General features: G+C 70.0%; 20 protein-coding genes. 12 read left to right on the top strand and 8 right to left on the bottom strand.

Annotated elements, in window-relative coordinates:
* Positions 1 to 2: 2 nt before the first annotated feature.
* Positions 3 to 629 (bottom strand): GDSL-type esterase/lipase family protein, encoded by a 627-nt coding sequence (locus ABR571_RS09100; protein ID WP_409452874.1) that lies wholly within the window; start codon positions 627 to 629, stop codon positions 3 to 5.
* 181 nt (positions 630 to 810) lie between these two features.
* Between ABR571_RS09100 and ABR571_RS09095 the strand changes: the two genes are divergently transcribed.
* From ABR571_RS09095 to ABR571_RS09075, 5 genes are read left to right on the top strand one after another with little or no spacing between them, the layout of a single operon-like run.
* Positions 811 to 1,035 carry a hypothetical protein gene (locus ABR571_RS09095; protein ID WP_409452873.1) on the top strand — a complete coding sequence of 75 codons (225 nt, stop codon included), beginning with the start codon at positions 811 to 813 and terminating at the stop codon, positions 1,033 to 1,035.
* A gap of 47 nt (positions 1,036 to 1,082) precedes the next feature.
* Complete coding sequence (locus tag ABR571_RS09090) at positions 1,083 to 1,658, top strand: hypothetical protein (RefSeq protein WP_409452872.1); 576 nt, start codon at positions 1,083 to 1,085, stop codon at positions 1,656 to 1,658.
* Entirely contained in the window at positions 1,645 to 2,265 is a 621-nt protein-coding gene (locus tag ABR571_RS09085) for a sensor histidine kinase (RefSeq protein WP_409452871.1), read from the top strand. The genes ABR571_RS09090 and ABR571_RS09085 overlap by 14 nt, the downstream gene beginning before the upstream one ends.
* The gene (locus tag ABR571_RS09080; RefSeq protein WP_409452870.1) at positions 2,258 to 2,983 is read left to right on the top strand and encodes a response regulator; all 726 of its coding nucleotides are present in this window, start codon (positions 2,258 to 2,260) and stop codon (positions 2,981 to 2,983) included. Before ABR571_RS09085 ends, ABR571_RS09080 begins: the two co-directional genes overlap by 8 nt.
* The gene (locus tag ABR571_RS09075; protein ID WP_409452869.1) at positions 2,970 to 3,779 is read left to right on the top strand and encodes an aminoglycoside phosphotransferase; all 810 of its coding nucleotides are present in this window, start codon (positions 2,970 to 2,972) and stop codon (positions 3,777 to 3,779) included. Before ABR571_RS09080 ends, ABR571_RS09075 begins: the two co-directional genes overlap by 14 nt.
* Before the next feature lie 12 nt (positions 3,780 to 3,791).
* Here ABR571_RS09075 and ABR571_RS09070 read toward each other — a convergent pair whose 3' ends face one another.
* Both ABR571_RS09070 and ABR571_RS09065 read right to left on the bottom strand, forming a co-directional pair.
* Positions 3,792 to 4,898, bottom strand: a complete 1,107-nt coding sequence (locus tag ABR571_RS09070; protein WP_409452868.1) for a DNA glycosylase AlkZ-like family protein — start codon at positions 4,896 to 4,898, stop codon at positions 3,792 to 3,794.
* Positions 4,899 to 4,908: 10 nt separating this feature from the next.
* Positions 4,909 to 5,667: a dihydrofolate reductase family protein gene (locus ABR571_RS09065; RefSeq protein WP_409452867.1), complete on the bottom strand. Its 759-nt coding sequence runs from the start codon at positions 5,665 to 5,667 to the stop codon at positions 4,909 to 4,911.
* A 74-nt stretch (positions 5,668 to 5,741) separates the two neighbouring features.
* Here ABR571_RS09065 and ABR571_RS09060 point away from each other — a divergent pair, with 74 nt between their 5' ends.
* From ABR571_RS09060 to ABR571_RS09045, 4 genes are read left to right on the top strand one after another with little or no spacing between them, the layout of a single operon-like run.
* Positions 5,742 to 6,821: an AI-2E family transporter gene (locus ABR571_RS09060; protein ID WP_409452866.1), complete on the top strand. Its 1,080-nt coding sequence runs from the start codon at positions 5,742 to 5,744 to the stop codon at positions 6,819 to 6,821.
* A 27-nt stretch (positions 6,822 to 6,848) separates the two neighbouring features.
* On the top strand, positions 6,849 to 7,580 hold the full coding sequence (locus ABR571_RS09055; RefSeq protein ID WP_409452865.1) for a hypothetical protein: 732 nt from the start codon (positions 6,849 to 6,851) through the stop codon (positions 7,578 to 7,580).
* 33 nt (positions 7,581 to 7,613) lie between these two features.
* The gene (locus ABR571_RS09050) at positions 7,614 to 7,817 is read left to right on the top strand and encodes a hypothetical protein (protein WP_409452864.1); all 204 of its coding nucleotides are present in this window, start codon (positions 7,614 to 7,616) and stop codon (positions 7,815 to 7,817) included.
* Positions 7,818 to 7,877: 60 nt separating this feature from the next.
* A complete protein-coding gene (locus tag ABR571_RS09045; RefSeq protein ID WP_409452863.1) occupies positions 7,878 to 8,186 on the top strand; it encodes a winged helix-turn-helix transcriptional regulator in 309 nt (102 codons plus the stop codon).
* An 11-nt stretch (positions 8,187 to 8,197) separates the two neighbouring features.
* Here the strand turns inward: ABR571_RS09045 and treZ are convergent, their stop codons facing one another.
* Positions 8,198 to 9,910: a malto-oligosyltrehalose trehalohydrolase gene (treZ, locus tag ABR571_RS09040; protein WP_409452862.1), complete on the bottom strand. Its 1,713-nt coding sequence runs from the start codon at positions 9,908 to 9,910 to the stop codon at positions 8,198 to 8,200.
* Between treZ and ABR571_RS09035 the strand changes: the two genes are divergently transcribed.
* A complete protein-coding gene (locus tag ABR571_RS09035) occupies positions 9,900 to 10,805 on the top strand; it encodes a PPK2 family polyphosphate kinase (protein ID WP_409452861.1) in 906 nt (301 codons plus the stop codon). The genes treZ and ABR571_RS09035 overlap by 11 nt on opposite strands.
* Positions 10,806 to 10,888: 83 nt before the next feature.
* Here ABR571_RS09035 and treY read toward each other — a convergent pair whose 3' ends face one another.
* From treY to ABR571_RS09020, 3 genes are all read right to left on the bottom strand, one after another.
* Positions 10,889 to 13,192, bottom strand: coding sequence for a malto-oligosyltrehalose synthase (treY, locus tag ABR571_RS09030; protein WP_409452860.1), 2,304 nt, complete (start codon positions 13,190 to 13,192; stop codon positions 10,889 to 10,891).
* A complete protein-coding gene (gene glgX / locus ABR571_RS09025; protein WP_409452859.1) occupies positions 13,192 to 15,291 on the bottom strand; it encodes a glycogen debranching protein GlgX in 2,100 nt (699 codons plus the stop codon). The genes treY and glgX overlap by 1 nt, the downstream gene beginning before the upstream one ends.
* 89 nt (positions 15,292 to 15,380) lie before the next feature.
* Entirely contained in the window at positions 15,381 to 16,043 is a 663-nt protein-coding gene (locus tag ABR571_RS09020; RefSeq protein ID WP_409452858.1) for a hypothetical protein, read from the bottom strand.
* A 68-nt stretch (positions 16,044 to 16,111) separates the two neighbouring features.
* Between ABR571_RS09020 and uvrB the strand changes: the two genes are divergently transcribed.
* Entirely contained in the window at positions 16,112 to 18,259 is a 2,148-nt protein-coding gene (gene uvrB, locus ABR571_RS09015) for an excinuclease ABC subunit UvrB (RefSeq protein WP_409452857.1), read from the top strand.
* A 157-nt stretch (positions 18,260 to 18,416) separates the two neighbouring features.
* On the opposite strand, the gene ABR571_RS09010 is transcribed toward uvrB, so the two are convergent.
* Positions 18,417 to 19,181, bottom strand: a complete 765-nt coding sequence (locus tag ABR571_RS09010; RefSeq protein ID WP_409452856.1) for an IclR family transcriptional regulator — start codon at positions 19,179 to 19,181, stop codon at positions 18,417 to 18,419.
* A gap of 116 nt (positions 19,182 to 19,297) precedes the next feature.
* Here ABR571_RS09010 and hutU point away from each other — a divergent pair.
* The coding region (gene hutU / locus ABR571_RS09005; protein WP_409452891.1) for a urocanate hydratase at positions 19,298 to 20,195 on the top strand (898 nt) is incomplete at its 3' end.

The following is a 20,195-nucleotide window of genomic DNA, read 5'->3' as shown; positions in this document are numbered from 1 at the left end:
GCTCATTCTGCCGTCCGGCCCCGACACGCCTCCGCCGCGGCGAGCACGGCCGGTGCGAGCGCCTCGGCGATGCGCGCGTAACCCGCGCTGGAGGGATGGAAGCGGTCGGCCGAGAAGAGGGAGACGTCGTCAGCGAAGGCCGCGCTGGTGCCGCCGCCCACGTCGGCAACCGCGGCCCCCGCGCCGATCGCCGCCCGGGTCTGTGCCGCCCGGAGCAGGTCGCTGCCGGCCTTGACCACCGCCCGGAGCTGGGGCGGCACCCACGGCACGGCGCTGAGGTCGGGGGCCGGCGCGACGACCACCTGCGCGCCTGCGGCACGCAAGCGGGTGACCGCGTCGCCCAGCTGAGCGGCCGCCCGGTCCGGCGGTACCAGGCGGGTGAGGTCGTTGGCGCCGATGATGATCAGCGCGAGTTCGGCACCCCACTCGACCGCGCGCCGCACCTGGGCGGCCACTGCGTCGCTGCGGGCGCCGGGAACGGCGAAGACGCGCAGCTCGGCCGGCGTTCCGGCCGCGGCCAGCCGGGCCGCGAGCCGAGCGCCGGCGGTCTCCGTCTGCCGGGTGGCGCCCTGCCCGTAAGCGATCGAGTCGCCGAGAACCGCGAAGTGCAGCCGGTCGCCGGTTCCCATGACTCCAGCGTGCCATCGTGATGATCCTGTCCGCGGACTGGCCGGGTCCGCGTTCGTGTCGCACAGTTGTGACAGGAGCGCCCCCACATCGGGACCGCGGCTCCCATGACATCGGGACAAGGTGGCTGCGACCGTTTCCGGTATCGCAGCACGTGGCTGCGACAGAGCGAAGGAGAAGAAAATGATTCGTCAGCACCCCGTCCGCGTCCTGTCCGTGATCTTCCTGGTCGCGGTCGGCCTGTTCCTGCTCTCCGCGCCGGGCGCGGACGACACGTCCGGCGCGTGGTACTACATCAGCGCCTTCGGTTGGTACGGATTCATGGTGACCATCTTGATCTTCCTCGTTGTCGCCGTCATCGCCGCCGTGTCAGCCCTGGGCCGGCGCCGGCGACCGAGCAATCCCTGACCGTGCCGACGCTCACCGGGAGCGCGGCGCGCCGGACCATCGAGTCCGTGGCACACCGCGTGCTCTCCACCCTGCTGCTCGCGCTCGTCGCGATGGCGGTGATCATTCTCGTCGTTCCACTCATCCGGAAGTACTCGGGCACCAACGAGCAGATCATCTTCGTGGCGATCCTCGTCGTCTTGCTCGTCGAGCTGGTGAGCACGAAGTTGCGGACGTTCGTCGACTGGTTGCTCTACGGTCAGCGCCGAGACGCCGCGGCCGTGTCGTCCCGCCTCGCACGGGAGCTGGAACTGGCGTCGGAGGACGCCGCGGCGCCGGCACTGGTCGCCGCGCTCGCCGACACGCTGCGGCTGTCCTACGTGGCCGCCTTCGTCGATGGGGGTTCCGAGCATGAGCCGATCGCCGCGGTCGGAATGCCGTCCGGGACGGAGAAGCGATTCCCTGTCCGCCACTCCGGGGAGGAGCTGGGCGAGCTGCGGGCCGGACGGCGCGCACAGGGACTGAAACCATCAGGAGGAGCGCATGCTCGGCGCGGCGGCGGCCCAACTGGGGGTGGTGCTCCATGCGGCCTCGCTCGCCGTCGGAGTGAAGCACACCCGCGAGCGCCTCGTGTCCTCGCGTGAGGTCGAGCGGCAGCGGCTTCGGCGCGAGCTGCACGACGGCGTCGGGCCCACGCTGGCCGGTGTCGCGCTCGGCCTGGAGTCCGCCGACCGCGCGCTGGACGGCGACCCACAACGGGCCAGCCGGTTGATCAAGGAGACTCGTAACGACGTCGCCGGCCTGATCACCGACGTGCGCCGGGTCGTCGACGGATTGCGGCCGCCCATGCTCGACGAGGTTGGTCTGGCCGGAGCGCTCACGCAGTTGTGCGACGCGTTCGCCGCTCGGACGGACTGTCAGATCAGCGTGCGGACCGGCGAGCTGCCGACGGTCTCCGCCGCGGCGGACGTCGCCGCGTACCGCATCGGCTCGGAGGCGCTCACGAACGTGGTCAGGCACGCCGGGGCGACGCACTGCGAGGTGACGTTGTCGTCCTCCGACGGCTGGCTCCTTCTCGAGGTGACGGACAACGGCCACGGCGGCGCGGCGAGCCGCAACGGAGGCAGCGGTCTGCCCTCGATGCTCGAACGCGCCGCCGAACTGGGAGGCTCGGTCGACGTGCGGAGTTCGTCGACGGGCACCCGGGTCCAGGCCCGCCTGCCGCTTGCACCGGTGAGCGCCGATGGGTGAGGGGGATCGGCCCGGCGGCATCCGCGTGGTGGTGGTCGACGATCACCCGATATTCCGCCGCGGACTGCTCGGGGCCCTGGAGGACGCTGCTGACGTCATGGTCGTCGGCTCGGCGAGCGACGGGAACGAGGCGCTCGCGGTGATCGCCGCGAACGGCCCGGATGTCGTCCTCCTCGACCTCAACCTGCCGGCGTTGAACGGCATCGAGGTTTCGAACCGCCTCACCGCCCAGGGCTTCGCCGGTGCGGTGCTGATCCTGACGATGTACGAGGACGATCGCGCGGTTATCGCGGCGCTGCGGGCGGGCGCCCGCGGCTACGTACTCAAGGGCGCGACGCAGGAGGACATCGTGGCCGCGATCCGGGCCGTTGCCTGTGGCAACATGGTGCTCGGCGCGGCGGCCGCGTCTGCCGTCGCCGATCGGCTGACCGGGTCGTCGCCGAGCCGGGCGGCGAAGGACCTGGGACTGACTGAGCGGGAGACCGAGATCCTGAGCCTGATGGTCGACGGCCGGCGCTACACCGAGATCGCCGGAACGCTCTTCCTCAGCGAGAAGACGGTCCGCAACCACATCACCAACATCTTCACCAAGCTCGCATCTTCACCAAGCTCGGCGTCGCGGATCGGGCCGCCGCGGCGGCCCGCGCCCGCGAGTCCGGACTGCGCTCCGGCGAACGCGAGCTGCCCTGGACGGCGCCGTAACAGTGCCGACTGGTGATCCCGGCGACCCACCGCCGCCCGACGTGGTGGCGGCCTTCGGCGCGTCCGGCGATGCCGTTGCGCTCTCCGGCGGCCGGCGCACGGTGTGGCGGGTCGGCGGGGTCGTCCTCAAGCCGCTGGACTGCGATCCCGAGACGCTCGCGTGGCAGGAGTCGTTGCTCAACCGCGTGGACGGGCACCCGGAGTTCCGGGTCGCGCCGCCGCTGCGATCCCCGCCCGGAGAGCTCGTCGTCGACGGGTGGACCGCCTGGCGGTTCGAAGCGGGGCGGCCGGCGGCCGGCCGGTGGCTCGACATCATCGCGACCGGTGACGCCTTTCATCGCGCAGTGGCCGACGTGCCTCGGCCGGGGTGGATGGACGAGCGCGTTGACCCGTGGGCGGTGGCGGACCGGGTCGCGTGGGGGGAGACCCCGGCGAGCGCATTCCTCGACGTGCCCCCTGTTCGCGAGATCGTGCCCTTGCTCCGCCCGCTCCACGCGCCGGCGCAGCTCGTCCACGGCGATCTGACCGGCAACGTCTTGTTCGCCGATGGCCGGGCGCCGGTCATCCTCGATCTTTCTCCGTTCTGGCGTCCGCCGGTCACCGCGGCCGCCATCGTGGTGGTCGACGCGCTGCTCCGCGAAGGCGCCGGCTCGCACCTTGTGGACGCCGTCGCGGACCGTCCGGACTTCCCGCAGTATTTTCTGCGTGCCCTGATCTTTCGAGCGGTGGCCCAAGCCGAGTTGGGGGACCATGACTTCGGCCCATTCACGGCGCCGCTGCGGCTTGCGCTGGAGCTGGCGCGGCCGGTCTAGCCGCCTGCTTCTTCAGTCCGCGGGCAAGAGCAGGTCGACGCCGAGCCAGGTCGCGAGATCCTCGAGCTCCCGGCCGACCGACTCGGTCATGGTCTTGGAGAACGGGACGTCCTGGTGGATCGCGTCGACCCGCAGGACGCCGCGCTTCCGGTCGGTGGTCGCGTCGATCTTGCCGACAAGGCGGTCCCCGTCCAGGATCGGCATGGCCCAGTAGCCCCAGCGGCGCTTGGCCGCCGGCTTGTACATCTCGAGCTGGTAGTCGTACTCGAAGATCTCCACCATCCGCTTGCGGTCGAAGATGAGCCGGTCGAGGGGCGAGAGAATCGCCGTCCGCCCGCGGAACGAGCCCTCGAGGTACATCGGGTCGACGCGCCACTGCCCCTTCACGCCCTCGATGACCGCGGGTTCGCCCACCTCGTCGACGCCGTTCGGTTCGTTGGGGCAGACCTGGCCCTTGGCCCGCGCGATGCCGAGCGAGCGCAGCCGCCGCTGATTGCGGATCCGCACCGCCTCGGCGGCCGGCACGGGGTCGTCGTCGGGGTAAATGCGTGACGCGAGGTCCCACAGCCGGTCGCGGCCCCGACGGCCGGCCAGTGCGACCTCGCCGCGCAGCGCCAACATCTCGAGCATCATGGCGACGTTGCGATTGTTGTTCCACCCTGACGAGCGCCAAGGCACCGTGCACGTGTCGGGCAGTTCGCGCTGCGTCAGCGGACCGTCGCGCAGCAGCTCGTCGAGCACGTCACGCCGGAACCCGTCGTTCGCCTGCACCCACGCGGCTTGGCCCTCGAGCCACAACGGCACGTCGTCGACCCCTGGCCACTCGGCCATCTCAGCGCGGTACAGCACGAGGTCCTCGGCCGGCCGGAGCAACCCCTGGACGTCGATGAGCCCCAGTTCGTCGACTGCGTCGGTGACGGCCGCGCGTGCGCAGGAGGAGCCCAGCCGGCTCCACACGACAAGCTCGGCGTTCCGTGCGACCGCCGCCGTCAGATCGTGCTGCAGCATCGTCAGGTGCCGCACCGTGTCGATGAGGTCGGTCGGCCGGGGAGTGTCGAGCAGTTGGGCCCGGACGGCGATCCGGCGGGCGTGCGTCCGGGACAGCTCGTGGACGATCACGACGACGAGGCTAGGCGAGCGGTCCGACAGCCGGCCGGTCCACCCGGTAGCGCAGGAACAGCGCGCCGTCCTCTTCGAGCGCTCCGACGAGGGCGAGCCCGGCGGGCCCGGCCCACTGGGCGCCGGCGGTCACCCGGACCGGTCCCGGGCCGATGAGCAGGGGCGAAACGGTGAGACACAGTTCGTCGACGACGCCGCCGGCGACGAAATCGGCGAATGCGGTCGGGCCGCCCTCGGACAGGAGGCGGGAGTGGCCGCGCTCCTCCAGCGCGGCCCGGGCGCGGGCCGGCTCGACCGCGTCACCGCCGCAGATCACGACGTCCGCGACACGCCCGAGCGCGGCGAGGCGGTCAGCCGGCGCGGCTTCGCACGTCAGTACGATCGTGCGGCTCTCGCCGCCCGCATCGACGAACAGCGGCGCCGACGGGTCGAGGCGCAGCGTCCGGCTGACCACCGCGGTCGGCAGTGCGTCCCGCAGGCCGTAGGCCCGCCGGATGGAGTGGCGCGGCTCGGGCACGGTGATCGCCCGGTAGCCCTCTGCCATGACCGTCCCGGCGCCGGCGACAACGACATCAGCGAGGTCGCGCAGCGCCGCGAAGACCAGGTTGTCCCCCGGAGTCTGCAGCCCGGCCGATTTGCCGGCCGCGGACGCCGCACCGTCGACCGAAGCGATGAAGTTGACCCGCAGCCCGCCGGGCTCCAGCCAGTGATCGGCGTAGAACGCATGGACGTCGACCTCGTCGGCAGGGCTCGGCAACAGGACGCGCATCCACCAATCTCAGCACGGCCCGCCGTAGGGTGGCGCCACGCCGCGACGCTGCGGCCGCGCGAGGGGAGCCGTGGGTGCCCGAGCCCGAGACCGAGACCACCCGGTACGGCGAGCCCGGCGCGCCGATATCGCGGCAGACGCCGTTCAATCGCGGGTTCCTCTTCACGCTCGGCGGCCTGTCGGCGCTGGTCCTCGGGTTCGCCGTCGACGAGGCGGCTTCGGTGCTCGTCCTTGTCCTGATCTCGGCGTTCCTCGCGGTCGGCCTGGACCCGGTGGTGGCGTTCGCCGTACGGAGGGGGATGAAGCGCGGCTGGGCTGTCGTCGCCGTGGCCGTGTTGTTCTTCGGCGTGATCACTGCCGTCGTGTTCGTGATCGGCGGTGCCCTGGAGTCGCAGGTCACCTCACTCGTCGACAACGCGCCGCGGTTGCTCGACGACCTGCGCCGCAACCGGTCCGTAGCGAAACTGGACCACAAGTACCACGTGTTGTCCGGTCTGCAGGACCGGATCCAGGACGCCAACCTGTCGTCGTCGACGCTCAGCCGCATCTTCGATGTCGGCATCTCGGTGCTCAACCTGCTGCTCAACACCGTCGTCGTCGTGGTCCTCACGCTGTACTTCCTATCCGCGCTGCCGCAGTTGAAGAAGGGCATGTACTCGCTGGCTCCGGCCAGCCGCCGCGACCGCGTCGAGAAGCTGGGCGACGCGATCCTGCGCAGCGTGGGCGGATACGTGATCGGTGCCGTCGGGGTGGCCTTGCTGGCTGGAACGGTGACGCTCGTCCTCCTGTTGTGCGTGGGACTGAGCGCCTACGCACTGCCGCTCGCCCTGTTGGTCGCGCTGCTCGATCTCGTCCCGCTCCTCGGGTCGATCGTCGGGGCGAGCGTGGTATCGCTGGTCGGGTTCGCCACGTCGCTGTCGACGGGAATCGCCTGCGTCCTGTTCTACGCCGTCTACGAGGCGCTCGAGGGGTATGTCATCTACCCGCGGGTGATGCGTTCCTCGGTCGACATCCCCGAGTACCTGACGATCGTCGCGGTGCTCATCGGCGGCGCGGTCGGCGGCATCGTCGGCGCGCTGCTCGCTCTGCCCACCGCTGCGGCATTGCTGCTGATCGTGCGCGAGGTGTGGGTTCGCCGCCAGGACGTGTCATGACGGGCCGCCGATGGGTAGGGGAGGAGCGTGGCCAAGTCGAAGTCGGATAAGCGCCGGATCCCGGTGCCACCCGGCGTCGAACGGGGCCTCGACGCCGCCCTGGACAAGGCGCTGACCATCCAGCGGCCGGTGGTACAGAACTACCTGGACCGGGTCCGGCGCAAACATCCGGAGCTCACCCCGGCCGAGGTCGTCGAGCAGCTGGAGAAGCGGTATCTGGCCGCAGTGGTCGGCATCGGCGGAGCGTCCGGGGCGGCGGCGGCCGTGCCCGGAGCCGGGACCGTCGCCACGATCGCATCCGGCGCGGCCGAGATCACGGCCTTTGTGTCCGCGTCGGCGATGTTCGTGCTCGCGCTGGCCGAACTCCACGGCGTGCCGGTCAGCGATCCCGAGGTCCGCCGCGCGCTGGTCGTCTCCGTGCTCGTCGGCGACGCCGCGATCCCAGCCCTCCAAGGTGCGGCGGCCGGGGAGGCGCACTGGGCCGAAGTGCTGTCCCGTTCCACGCCGAAGGACAGGATCACCGGCATCAACAGCCATCTGGGACGACTGCTGGTCCGCCGCATCGGTACGAGGCAGGGCGCGTTGCTGTTCGGCCGGGCGCTCCCGCTGGGTATCGGTGCCGCGATCGGCGCCGGCGGGAACGCCGCCCTGGCCCGGGCCGCCATCCGAGCCGCCCGCAAGGCGTTCGGACCGCCGCCGGAGCGGTTCCCCGGCCGGGTGATCGACGCGCCGGAGCCGCGCGGCCCGCGGCCGAATTGATAGGTTTGCCTACGCCGAAAGTGGAGGTGGCCGGTGTTCGTGGTGGTGCTCACCGACGAAGGGCAGCAACTCGTAGGGCCGCGCGCGGTCGGTCCGTTCGAGGACTTCGACTCGGCGCAGCGATGCAGCAGCGCCCTTGTCGAGCAATGGGAGGTCGAGTCCGGCAAGGCGCCGCAAGCCGATGTCGTGCGCGTCGAGGAACCGGTTCCCGGCATCGTGGTCGGCGAGATCCAGTAGCGCCGCGTCCGGGGAGCCCGCTGGCCCTTCCCGTCCATCGGTACTAAATTCGCAGCCATCATGACTTCGCCGACTCGCGACTCGACGACCGACCGTCCGCTCGCCGAGCTGTTCACCCTCATCGGCCGCCGATGGACGCTGCGCATCCTGTGGGAGCTGCGGGAGCGCACACTGTCCTTCAACGACCTCCGGCGTGCCGTCGGCGGCATGAGCCAGAGCGTGCTCGTCACCCGGCTGACCGAGCTGTTCGGCGCCGGCCTGGTCGCCGACGTCGCCGGCGGCTACCGGCTGACGCCCGACGGCGAGTCGCTGGCTCGCGAGATCGGCCATCTCGACGCGTGGGCGGCCCGCTGGGCAACCGATCGCTGATCAGGGCCGGATTACAACCGCACAATCGCGGCGCTCTGCGCGGGAAGCGCGAGGCCCTCGGCTGACGGCCGGGCGTCGGCGGTCGCCAGCACCACGTCACCGCCCTGCACGGGAAGCGACTGCTCGGCGTCGGCCAGGTTCGCCGCCACCCGGAACCGGCCACGGTGCACGACCAGGCAGCGGGCGTCGTCGTCGAAGTCGACCTTCACCTCGGCCAACTCGCCGTCCCGCAGATCCGGTTCGGCGGCCCGCAGGGCCAGAAGAGTGCGGTAGAGGTCGAGGACTTCCGCGTGTGTGCCCGCGGTCGGTTCCGACCAGTCGAGGATTGCGCTCCGATAGGCCTTCGGGTCCTGCGGGTCGATCATCTGGGCGGTGTCCCAGCCGTGTCCCGCGAACTCCTCGAGCCGGCCTTTCGCCGTCGCCTCGGCCAGTTCCGGTTCCGGATGGGAGGTGAAGAACGGCCAGCGGGTCGCCGCGGCCCACTCCTCGCCCATCCAGAGCATCGGCGTGAACGGCGAGGTCAGCAGGAGCACGGCGCCGACCCCGACGAGCTGTGGCGTCGTGAGCTCGGGAAGCCGGTCGCCCACGGCTCGGTTGCCGACCTGGTCGTGGTTCTGCAGGCAGACCACGAACTGCCAGCCCTTGTGCACCGCGGGGTCGATGGGACGGCCGTGCACACGTCCACGGAACGTCGAGTAGGTGCCGTCGTGCAGGAACGCCTTCGTGAAGGTCTTGGCCAGGACGTGCAGCGGGCCGAAGTCGCAGTAGTAGCCCTGCGTCTCGCCGGTGAGCGTCGAGTGCAGCGCATGGTGCACGTCGTCGTCCCACTGCGCTGCCAGCCCATAGCCGCCCAGGTCGCGCGGCGTGATCATCAGCGGGTCGTTCAGATCGGACTCCGCGATCAACGTCAACGGCCGGCCCAGCGCGCCGGCCAGCTCGTCGGTGGCCGCCGACAGCTCAGCCAGGATGTGGGTCGGCGAGTCGTCCTGCAGCGCGTGGACGGCGTCCAGGCGCAAGGCGTCGACGTGGTAGTCGCGCAGCCACATCAGTGCGTTGTCGATGATGAAGGGCCGGACGTTCGGTTCCTCGACGTTGACGAGGTCGCCCCAGGTGTTGCGGCCGGTCTTCAGGTAGGGGCCGAAGCGCGGAAGATAGTTGCCCGACGGGCCGAGGTGGTTATAGACGACGTCGAGCACGACGGCCAGGCCGCGCCCGTGCGCGGCGTCGACGAACCGCTTGAGCCCGTCGGGGCCGCCGTAGGTCTCGTGCACCGCGTACCAGAGCACGCCGTCGTAGCCCCAGTTCCAGACTCCGTTGAAGTCGTTCACGGGCAGCAGTTCGACGTGGGTGATGCCGAGATCGACCAGGTGTTCGAGCCGTTCGATCGCGGCGTCGAAGGTCGCCCCCTCGGTGAAGGTGCCGATGTGCAGCTCGTAGATCACCGCAGCGGTGAGGTCACGGCCGGACCACTCGGCGTCGCGCCACTGGAACCCGCTCTGGTCGTAGACGCGGCTGGGACCGTGCACGCCCTCGGGCTGCCGCCGCGATGCCGGGTCGGGAATCGCCTCGTCGCTGTCGTCGAGCAGGAACGCGTAGTCGGTGCCCGCCGGGAGGTCGGGCCCCGTCCACCAGCCGCCGTCGGTCTTGTCGAGCGGGGTGTCCTGACCGTCGGCCCGGACCCGGATCGACGAGACGTTGGGAGCCCACACGCGGATGGCAGTCACACCGCTCACCCTGCCCGACCGGTTCGGCGCGGTAACCACGGCGTGCCAGGATCACTGGATGGCAACCACGAGCATGCGTGAGGCGCTCGCAGTGGGGACGCGGCCGGTGGAACTGGCCGGCCACAACCCGGCCGCGCGCCCGCTCGCTCCGACGAAGAAGAACCGCGACCTGCGCAACGACCTGGCCCAGATGCGCGGGCTGCAGGACCGCCTCTACGCGGAGTCGACGGCCGACGGCACGCGCAGCATCCTGCTGGTGCTCCAAGGCATCGACACGGCCGGCAAGGGCGGCGTCACCGAGCACGTGGTCGGCTCGTTCGGACCGATCGGCGTCCAGTACACGGCCTTCAAGGCGCCCACAGAGGAGGAACGCGCCCACGACTTCCTTTGGCGCATCCGCAAACGGCTGCCACCCGCGGGCGTCATCGGTGTCTTCGACCGGTCGCACTACGAGGACGTCCTCATCGCCCGGGTCCACGACCTCGTCCCCGAGGACGAGTGGCGCGCTCGCTACGACATCATCAACGACTTCGAGGCCGAGTTGGTCGCCGGCGGCACGACGATCTTGAAGTGCTTCCTCAACATCTCCTTCGAAGCACAGCGCAAACGGCTGCTGGCCCGCCTCGACAATCCGGACAAGCATTGGAAGTTCAACGAGGGCGACCTCGAGGAGCGCGCGCGGTGGAGTGATTACCAGTCGGCGTTCTCCGAGATGCTCGAGCGGTGCAACACCGACGTGGCCCCTTGGTACGTCGTGCCCAGCGATCACAAGAAGTACCGCAACTGGGCGATCGGCGAGCTGTTACGCGAGACGCTGGTCGATCTCGACCCTCAGTATCCGCAACCGAAGCTGGACGTGGCGGCCCTCAAGGAGCGGCTCACCCCACCGCACTGAGCGACCCCGCTCGCGCTTCCCGCCCGTCGTGGTTGATTTCGGCGCGGGAAATCAACCAGCCCGGGCTGGAAGGCGGATCTTGGTCAGCGAACCAGCAAGGCGACCGGATAGCTGTCGAGCAACTCGCCCAGGCCCACCTCGCGCGAGACCTTGCGCCCGGTGATGACATCGGTCGCCGGACCGCCGAGGTCGATCGCCGTGTCGCCCCAGCCACCGGCCTGCGCGAGCCCCACCGGCAGCCGCGTCGCCACAGTGATCGCGCCACCGCGGTCGTAGGCGAGGGCGTGCGCGGCCGCGCTGCCCGACGCCATCAGGGGCGCGTAACCGCCGAAGAGGTCAGGCCAGTCGCGCCGCAGCCGCAGGGCGCGGGACACGACCCACAACTTCGCGGCGCCCGACGAGTCGATGGCCGGCGGGTCGTCCGCGGCGTCCAGCTGATCGAGCAGCGCGCGCCGGCCGTCGAAGTCGACCGCGCGCCGGTTGTCGGGGTCGACGAGCGAGTCCTCCCACAGTTCGGTGCCCTGATAGACGTCCGGGATGCCCGGCATGGTGAGCTGCACCAGCTTCTGGGCCAGTGAGTTCGACCAGCCCGGCGGAGTGACCCGGTCGACGAAGGCGGCCAACGGTCCGTGCACGGCGGGCTCGGCGTAGGCCGCATCGACGACCGCATGCACCGCCGCCTCGAACCGCTCGTCGGGCGCGGTCCACGTCGTCGACGTCGCCGCCTCGCGCATCGCCTTCTCGGCGTAGGCGTGCATGCGGTCCCGCTCGATGAAACCGACGCCGACGAACGTCTGCCACAACAGGTAGGCGAACGGAAGGTCCGGCAATGGCGCGGCGGCCATGAGCTGCCGGGCCAGGGCGCCCCACGCTTCCGGGAGCTCACTCAGGACGGCCATCCGGGCGCGCACGTCCTCGCCGCGCTTCGTGTCGTGCGTCGAGAGCGTCGTCATCCCGCGCGCGGCGATCTCCTGCCGGCGCCACTGCGCACGGTGGAAGCCGTCGAGGTCGAGGCCGAAACGGGCGGGATCACCGCCGACCTCGTTGAGGGCGACGAAGCGGGTGTAGCGATAAAAGGCGGTGTCCTCGACGCCCTTCGCCATCACAGCGCCCGACGTCTGCTGGAACCGCGAACAGAGTTCGTCGGCCGGATCGGACAGGCGCGGGGTCAGCGCGTCGATCGCGTCGGCGAGATCTGGACGGCTGTCGCGGGCGCGTTCGATGGCCGTCGCCAGGTCAGCGGCGCCGGTCGGCAGGTACGAGCGGTAGACCGGAAAGGCGACCAGCAGTTCGGCGAGCGCTTCGCCGGCCCGCTCGATGGCGGGCACCAGCCGGGCCAGGCGGTTGACCTCCGCCTGCAGGATCGTTTCGACGCCGTCGCGCTTGCCCGCGTGCACGTGCTCCTCGGCCGTGCGCTGGTCACCGGTCAGCTCGCGATACAGCACGTCCAGCTGCCCCTCGGCCGTGCCGTCGACGAAGACCTCGCCCACCTCGGTCAGCGCGTCGTATCCAGTCGTGCCGTCGACCGGCCAATCCGGCGGCAGCTCCTCGCCCGTTTCGAGGATCTTCTCGACCAGCAGCCACGCGTCCTCGCCGGCGACCGTCCGCAACCGCTCCATGTACCCGAAAGGGTTGGCCAGGCCGTCGGGGTGATCCACACGCAGCCCGGCGATGCCGTCCTCGCGCATCCAGCGTGCGATCTGGTCGTGCGTCGCGTCGAAGACCTCGGGGTCCTCGACCCGCAGCCCGGCCAGCGACGTCACGGCGAAGAAGCGGCGGTAGTTCTGCTCGGTGTCGGCCCGCCGGTAGTTGACGAGCTCATAGTGCTGACGGGCATGCACGTCGGCGGGGGAGTCGCCCTCGCGCGGGCCGGTGCCGTCGGCGATCGGGAACCGGTGCTCGAAGTAGTGCAGTTCGGGACCGGTGCGACCGTCCGGCCCCGTGCCTTCGACCACCTCGAGCTGCGTGTCGTCGAAGTCGTCACCGAGCACGGGGAGCAGCAGCCGGCCGCGGGCCCAGTCGATGTCGAACCAGTGCGCGTGGGCGGCCTCGCGGCCCGCTCCGAGCACGTCCCACCACGCCTTGTTCTCGGCCGCGTCGGCGACGCCGGTGTGGTTCGGGACGATGTCGACGACGACGTCGAGCGCCCGCGCGCGGGCGCCGGCGAGCAGATGCGTCCACCCGTCGATGCCCCCGCGCTGCGGATCCACGGTGTCGAATGCGATGACGTCGTAGCCGTGGTCGGACCCCCGGGCCGAGGGCAGGAGCGGCGACAGGTACGCCGCGCCGGCTCCGAGGGTCGCGAGGTAGTCGCACACATCCGCGGCGGCGTACAGGTCGAAGGACGAGCGGATCTGCAGCCGGTAGGAGGAGCTGGGAACGCTCATCAAGCAGTCCGCTGCAGGACGACCATGGTCTGCGGGCCGACCTGCACGCTGCCGCCGGCCTTGATCACCTTGCCGTCGGCCACCGGTGCGGTCGTGTCGACAACGACCTCCCAAGCGGTCCCGTAGTCCTCACCGGGCACGGTGAAGTCGATCGCTTCGTCATGGGCGCAGAAGCACAGCATGAACGAGTCGTCGAGGACGCGCTGGCCGCGGGCGTCCCGGTCGGGAATGCCCTCGCCGTTGAGGTAGACGCCGATGCTGCGACCGAAACCGGCGTCCCAGTCCTCCTCGGTCATCTCCTTGCCGTCCGGCGTGAACCAGCTGATGTCGGGCAACTGGTCGCCGCGGCGGGTGGGGCGGCCGTCGAAGAAGCGACGCCGGCGGAAGACCGGGTGGTCGCGGCGCAGCTCCGAGACGTGGCGCGTGAACGCCACCAGGTCGGATTCGACGTGGTTCCAGTCGATCCAGGTCACCTCGTTGTCCTGGCAGTAGCCGTTGTTGTTGCCACCCTGGGTGCGGCCGAGCTCGTCGCCGTGACACAGCATCGGGACGCCCTGGCTGAGGAACAGGGTGGCGATGAAGTTGCGGCGTTGACGCGCCCGCAGCTCGACGATGCCGGTGTCGTCGGTCTCGCCCTCGATGCCGCAGTTCCACGACCGGTTGTGGCTCTCGCCGTCGTTGTTGTCGTCCAGGTTGTTCTCGTTGTGCTTCTCGTTGTACGAGACGAGGTCGCGCAACGTGAACCCGTCGTGCGCGACGACGAAGTTGATGCTGGCCACCGGGCGGCGTCCGGACGTCTTGTACAGGTCGGCCGAACCGGTGATCCGAGCGGCGAATTCGCCGACCGTGCCGGGCTCGCCACGCCAGAAATCGCGGACCGTGTCGCGGTACTTGCCGTTCCATTCCGTCCACTGCGGCGGGAAATTGCCCACCTGGTAGCCACCGGGCCCGACGTCCCAGGGCTCGGCGATCAACTTGACCTGGCTGACGATCGGGTCCTGCTGGACGAGGTCGAAGAAGGTGGCCAGCCGGTCGACGTCGTAGAACTCGCGGGCGAGGGTCGCGGCCAGGTCGAACCGGAACCCGTCGACATGCATCTCGGTCACCCAGTAGCGCAGCGAGTCCATGATCAGCTGCAACGAGTTCGGGTGCCGGACGTTGAGGCTGTTGCCGGTGCCGGTGTAGTCCATGTAGTACTGCGGGCTGTCCTCGACCAGCCGGTAGTAGGCCTCGTTGTCGATGCCGCGAAAGCTCAACGTCGGACCCAGGTGATTGCCCTCGGCCGTGTGGTTGTAGACGACGTCGAGGATGACCTCGATGCCCGCCTCGTGCAGCGCCCGGACCATCGCCTTGAACTCCTGGACCTGGCCGCCCGCTGACGCGCTCGACGAGTACTTGTGGTCCGGGGCGAAGAACCCGATCGTGTTGTAGCCCCAATAGTTCGCAAGGCCCTTCTCGATCAGGAAGGAATCGTTGACGAAGTGGTGCACCGGCATCAACTCGACGGCGGTTATCCCGAGCTGGGTCAAGTGCTCCACGATCACCGGGTGCGCCATGCCGGCATAGGTGCCGCGCAGGTTCTCCGGCAGATCAGGGTGGGTTTGCGTCATGCCCTTGACGTGCGTCTCGTACACCACGGTCTCCGCGTAGGGCCGGCGCGGCGGGCGGTCGACGCCCCAGTCGAAGAAGGGGTTGATGACGACACACTTGGGCAGCTGGGCGGCCGAGTCGTCGTCGTTGCGGCTGTCCGGGTCGCCGAAGTGGTAGCCGTAGAGGGACTCGTCCCACTCGATCGTCCCGTCGATGGCCTTGGCGTACGGGTCCAGCAGCAGCTTGTTGGGGTTGCTGCGGAGACCGTTTTCCGGGTCGTAGGGTCCGTGGACCCGGTAGCCGTAGTGCTGACCGGGCTCAATGCCGGGCAGGAATGCGTGCCAGACGAAACTGTCCACCTCGGGCAGCGGGATACGGGTCTCCGTCCCGTCCGCGTCGAACAGGCACAGCTCGACGCTCTCGGCCACCTCACTGAACAGGGCGAAATTCGTGCCCGATCCGTCGTAGGTCGCGCCCAGGGGGTAGGGGTTCCCCGGCCAGATTTCCACGTCACTCCAAACGTCTTGCAGGTTGTGCGTCGCTCCAACCCTGCCAGAGCCGTGCCGCGTAACGCCGGCTTACCCGTTCGGAGCCGCCGCTACCCGTGACGTTCGGCATGGCGGCCGGACCTGCGCTCCCGGTGCCAGCGGCCGGCCGCACCGAGGCCGAGCGCGGAGGCGACGACGGAGGCGGCGGACAGCCAGATGCACGCGCCGTACTGGAATTGCGGAGGGGACGGGGCGCCGAGCTCGACGTCCACCGTGCTGGTGGGGGTGCTGCCGAACTGGGCGGCGACCAGCAGCCACATGGCGAAGACCAGCCCGGCCAGGACCCCGGTAAGCCCCGCCGCGGCGAACCCACCGAACCTCAGCACCCGATCGGGAAGCGGCGCTCTGGCGGCGGCCGCCAGTAGGCCCGCGACGACCACCATCAGCAGCGCCGCGCAGATGACCAGCGGGATGCCGAATCGGCTGAAGTGAAGAGGGCCGGGGTCGTCCGACCGGGCCCCCAGAAAGAGCCGGCCCCAGCCGTCCGCCGCGAAAGTGACGGACCGGCCCGCCCCCTGCTGCCGTATGACGAGCAAGTCCTGGAATGGTGCGGCCACTGCCAGGGCAGCCGCTCCGGCCAGCAGGACGCATGCGGCGACGAGGGTGCGGTCGGGCGGGGCGCGGCGGACCGGCTCGGAGCCGATCTCCTCGCCCCCGGCGGTGTCGAGGCCGGGGGGCGGCTCGTCCGGATCGAGGAACTCGATCTCCACCATCTGCCGAGTCTGTCAGGCTCCCGCACGAGGTGGCCCAGGTTGTCGTACCCGCCTCGTACCGTGGAGGCATGCGCGTTCGTACGGACCTCGTCCCCAGCACCGGCAAGTTCGAGGTGGTCTCCGACTTCGAGCCGTCCGGCGACCAGCCGACGGCGATCGAGGAACTCGAGAAGCGGGTGCGGTCCGGCGAGAAGGACATCGTCCTGCTGGGCGCCACGGGCACCGGCAAGTCGGCAACCACGGCCTGGCTGATCGAGCGGTTGCAGCGGCCGACGCTCGTGATGGCCCCCAACAAGACCCTGGCCGCCCAGCTGGCCAACGAACTGCGCGAGATGCTGCCGCACAACGCCGTCGAGTACTTCGTCAGCTACTACGACTACTACCAGCCCGAGGCTTACGTCCCGCAGACCGACACCTACATCGAGAAGGACAGCTCGGTCAACGACGAGGTCGAGCGGCTGCGGCACTCGGCCACGATGTCGCTGCTGACCCGCCGCGACGTCGTCGTCGTCGCCACCGTGTCCTGCATCTACGGTCTGGGCACGCCCCAGGAATACGTCGACCGGTCGGTGCGGCTTCGCGTCGGCCAGCAGATCGAGCGCGAGACGATCCTGCGTCGCCTCGTCGATGTGCAGTACGCCCGTAACGATCTCTCCTTCACCCGCGGCACCTTCCGGGTCCGCGGCGACACGGTCGAAATCTTCCCGGTGTACGAGGAACTCGCGATCCGAGCCGAAATGTTCGGTGACGAGATCGAGCGGCTCTACTACCTGCACCCGCTCACCGGCGAGGTCGTCCGCGAGGTCGACGAGGTCTTCGTCTTCCCGGCGACCCACTATGCCGCCGGTCCGGAGCGGATGGAAAAGGCGATCCGCGGCATCGAGAAGGAGCTCGAGGAACGCCTGGCCGAGCTCGAAGGCCAGAACAAACTGCTCGAGGCGCAACGGCTGCGCATGCGCACCTCCTACGACATCGAGATGATGCGCCAGGTCGGGTTCTGCTCGGGCATCGAGAACTACTCCCTTCACATCGACGGGCGCGAGCGGGGGAGTGCCCCGAACTGCTTGCTCGACTACTTCCCCGAGGACTTCCTGCTCGTCATCGACGAGTCGCACGTGACCGTGCCGCAGACCGGCGGCATGTACGAGGGCGACATGTCGCGCAAGCGCACGCTCGTCGACCACGGTTTCCGGTTGCCGTCAGCCATGGACAACCGGCCGCTGAAGTTCGAGGAATTCGTCGACCGCATCGGGCAGACGGTGTACCTGTCGGCGACACCCGGTGACTACGAGCTGGGCCGCACCAAGGGCGAGTTCGTCGAGCAGGTGATCCGCCCGACCGGCCTGGTGGATCCCGAGATCATCGTCAAGCCGACCAAGGGTCAGATCGACGACCTCGTGCACGAGATCCGCGAGCGGGCCGACCGGGACGAGCGCGTGCTGGTCACGACACTGACGAAGAAGATGGCCGAGGACCTGACCGACTACCTCTTGGAGCAGGGCATCCGGGTGCGTTACCTGCATTCCGAGGTGGACACCTTGCGCCGGGTGGAGTTGCTGCGCGAACTGCGGATGGGCGAGTACGACGTCCTCGTGGGCATCAACCTGCTGCGCGAAGGTCTCGATTTGCCCGAGGTGTCGCTCGTCGCGATCCTCGACGCCGACAAGGAAGGCTTCCTGCGCTCGGGCAAATCGCTGATCCAGACGATCGGTCGCGCGGCGCGCAACGTGTCGGGCCAGGTGCACATGTACGCCGACACGATCACCCCGTCCATGGCGCAGGCGATCGACGAGACCAATCGGCGGCGGGAGAAGCAGGTCGCCTACAACGTCGAGCACGGCATCGACCCGACCCCGTTGCGCAAGCGGATCGCCGACATCACCGACATGCTGGCCCGCGAAGCCGCGGACACCGAGGAGATGCTGGCCGTCGGAGGATCGGGCCGGTCGCAGTCGAGGGGGAAGTCCGCGGTGCCCGGGCGCGGGGGACGCGGGGTCTCCGGCGGTGTCGTCGGCGTGGGTGCGCACGCCGGTGGCGGGCTGGACGTGGCCGAGATGCCGCGGGCGCAGCTCGCCGACCTCATCCAGCAGCTCAACGACCAGATGCTGAACGCGGCGCGCGAACTGCAGTTCGAGGTCGCTGCGCGGCTGCGGGACGAGATCCGCGAGCTGAAGAAGGAACTGCGCGACATGGACGTGGCGGGCGTCGGAGCCTGACCGGACCGCCGCCGCCGCCGGGCGGCCGGGTGCCCGACCCGCGCACACGAGGGGCGGCTTGCGGCCGCCATTCGCCCACCGACCAGAGCAGCTGACCATTTCGGCGTGCCGCAGTTGGTTCCCGGCTCGGGTCGAGCGCGAGCGGGCGTCGCCCCCCTCACGCCGGCGTACCGCCGATGCGCCGGGTGATGGTGGCGGCGGTCCGCGCGACCTGGGCGGCGACCCGCTCGCGCGCCGCGGACGGCACCGCAGCGCCCGGGAAGGTGACGGCAACTCCGGCAACCGGGTGTCCCGAGTGGTCGAGCACGGGCGACGCGATGGACGCGAAACCGGTTGTCACCTCGCCGTCCTCGAAGGCATGGCCGCGACGGCGGATGTCGACGAGCAGCGCCCTAAGGGCGGACGGCGACCTGGGCCCGGCTGCGGTGCGCAGTACGAACGCGGCCGGGTCGGGGAACAGCGCCCGCACCTGGGCCGGTTGCAGCCGCGCCAGCATGGCCCGGCCGCTGGCCGTGAGTTGCGCGGGCAGCCGCACCCCGACGTCGGTTACCAGCGGAGGACGGCCGGGCGCCCGCTCCTCGATGACGTACACCACCTCGCGTCCGTGCAGCACGGCCAGGTGAGCGGAGTGCCCGACCCGGTCGACCAGATCGGCCAGTGGCACTCGGGCGATCCGCTGCAGCGGCGCCTGCCTTACGTAGCCGGTCCCGAGTTCGTAGGCGGCCAGCCCGAGGGCGTACCGGCGGTCCTCGGGCACATGGGCCACGAAGCCGTCCTCGGCCAGCGTGGCGAGCAGGTGGTACACCGTCGAGCGCGGCAGTTTCAGATCGCGGACGATCGATGCCGCTGACACCGGACCGGCCTGCCGGCTGAGATAACGCAGGATCGCCAGCGTCTGATGGGCAGCAGGCACGGCGGGCACGCCTGCGAGGCTAGTCCGCTGTCTGGGATCCCAGACAACGGAGGTGCCTCGACCATGGCCGTCGACCGTTCGACGGGTGTGCAATGGGAGCCACGGCGATCGAAGAGAGGTACCTGATGGAGGGCGCACGCCCGGTCAAGGCTCCGCACGGCAACAGCTTGACGGCCCGGTCGTGGCAGACCGAGGCGCCGATGCGCATGCTGATGAACAACCTCGATCCCGAGAACGCGGAACGCCCCGACGACCTGGTCGTCTACGGCGGCACGGGGCGGGCCGCGCGGAGCTGGGCAAGCTACGACGCCCTCATCCGCACGCTGACGACGCTGGAGCAGGACGAGACGATGCTCGTCCAGTCGGGCAAGCCGGTCGGCGTCATGCGCACCCACGAGTGGGCGCCGCGCGTGCTCATCGCGAACTCCAACCTCGTCGGCGACTGGGCCAACTGGGACGAGTTCCGGCGGCTGGAGAACCTCGGGCTGACCATGTACGGGCAGATGACGGCCGGCTCCTGGATCTACATCGGGACGCAGGGCATTCTGCAAGGCACCTACGAGACCTTCGCGGCCGTCGCGGCCAAGAGGTTCGGCGGCACCCTGGCCGGCACCATCACCCTCACCGCCGGGCTCGGGGGCATGGGCGGGGCGCAGCCGCTGGCCGTGACCATGAACGGCGGAGTCGCGATCTGCATCGAGTGCGACCCGTCGCGGATCCGGCGCCGGATCGAGCATGGCTATCTCGATGTCGAGGCGAGCTCGATCCAGGAGGCGCTAAACCTGGCCGAAGAAGCCCGCAACGCCCGGCGTCCCCTCTCGATCGGCCTGCTCGGCAACGCCGCCGCCCTCGTCCCGCAGTTCCTGGCCAACGACGCGCCGATCGACATCGTCACCGACCAGACGTCGGCGCACGACCCGCTGTCCTACCTGCCGATCGGCGTCGAGTTCGACGAGTGGCACGACTACGCGCAGCGCAAGCCGGAGGAGTTCACCGGCCGCGCCCAGGCCTCGATGGCCCGCC

The organism is Jatrophihabitans sp., assembly GCF_046262535.1.
Lineage (GTDB): Bacteria > Actinomycetota > Actinomycetes > Mycobacteriales > Jatrophihabitantaceae > Jatrophihabitans.
Note: the sequence above shows the minus strand (reverse complement) of the source record. Positions and strands in the feature narration are given on the sequence as shown.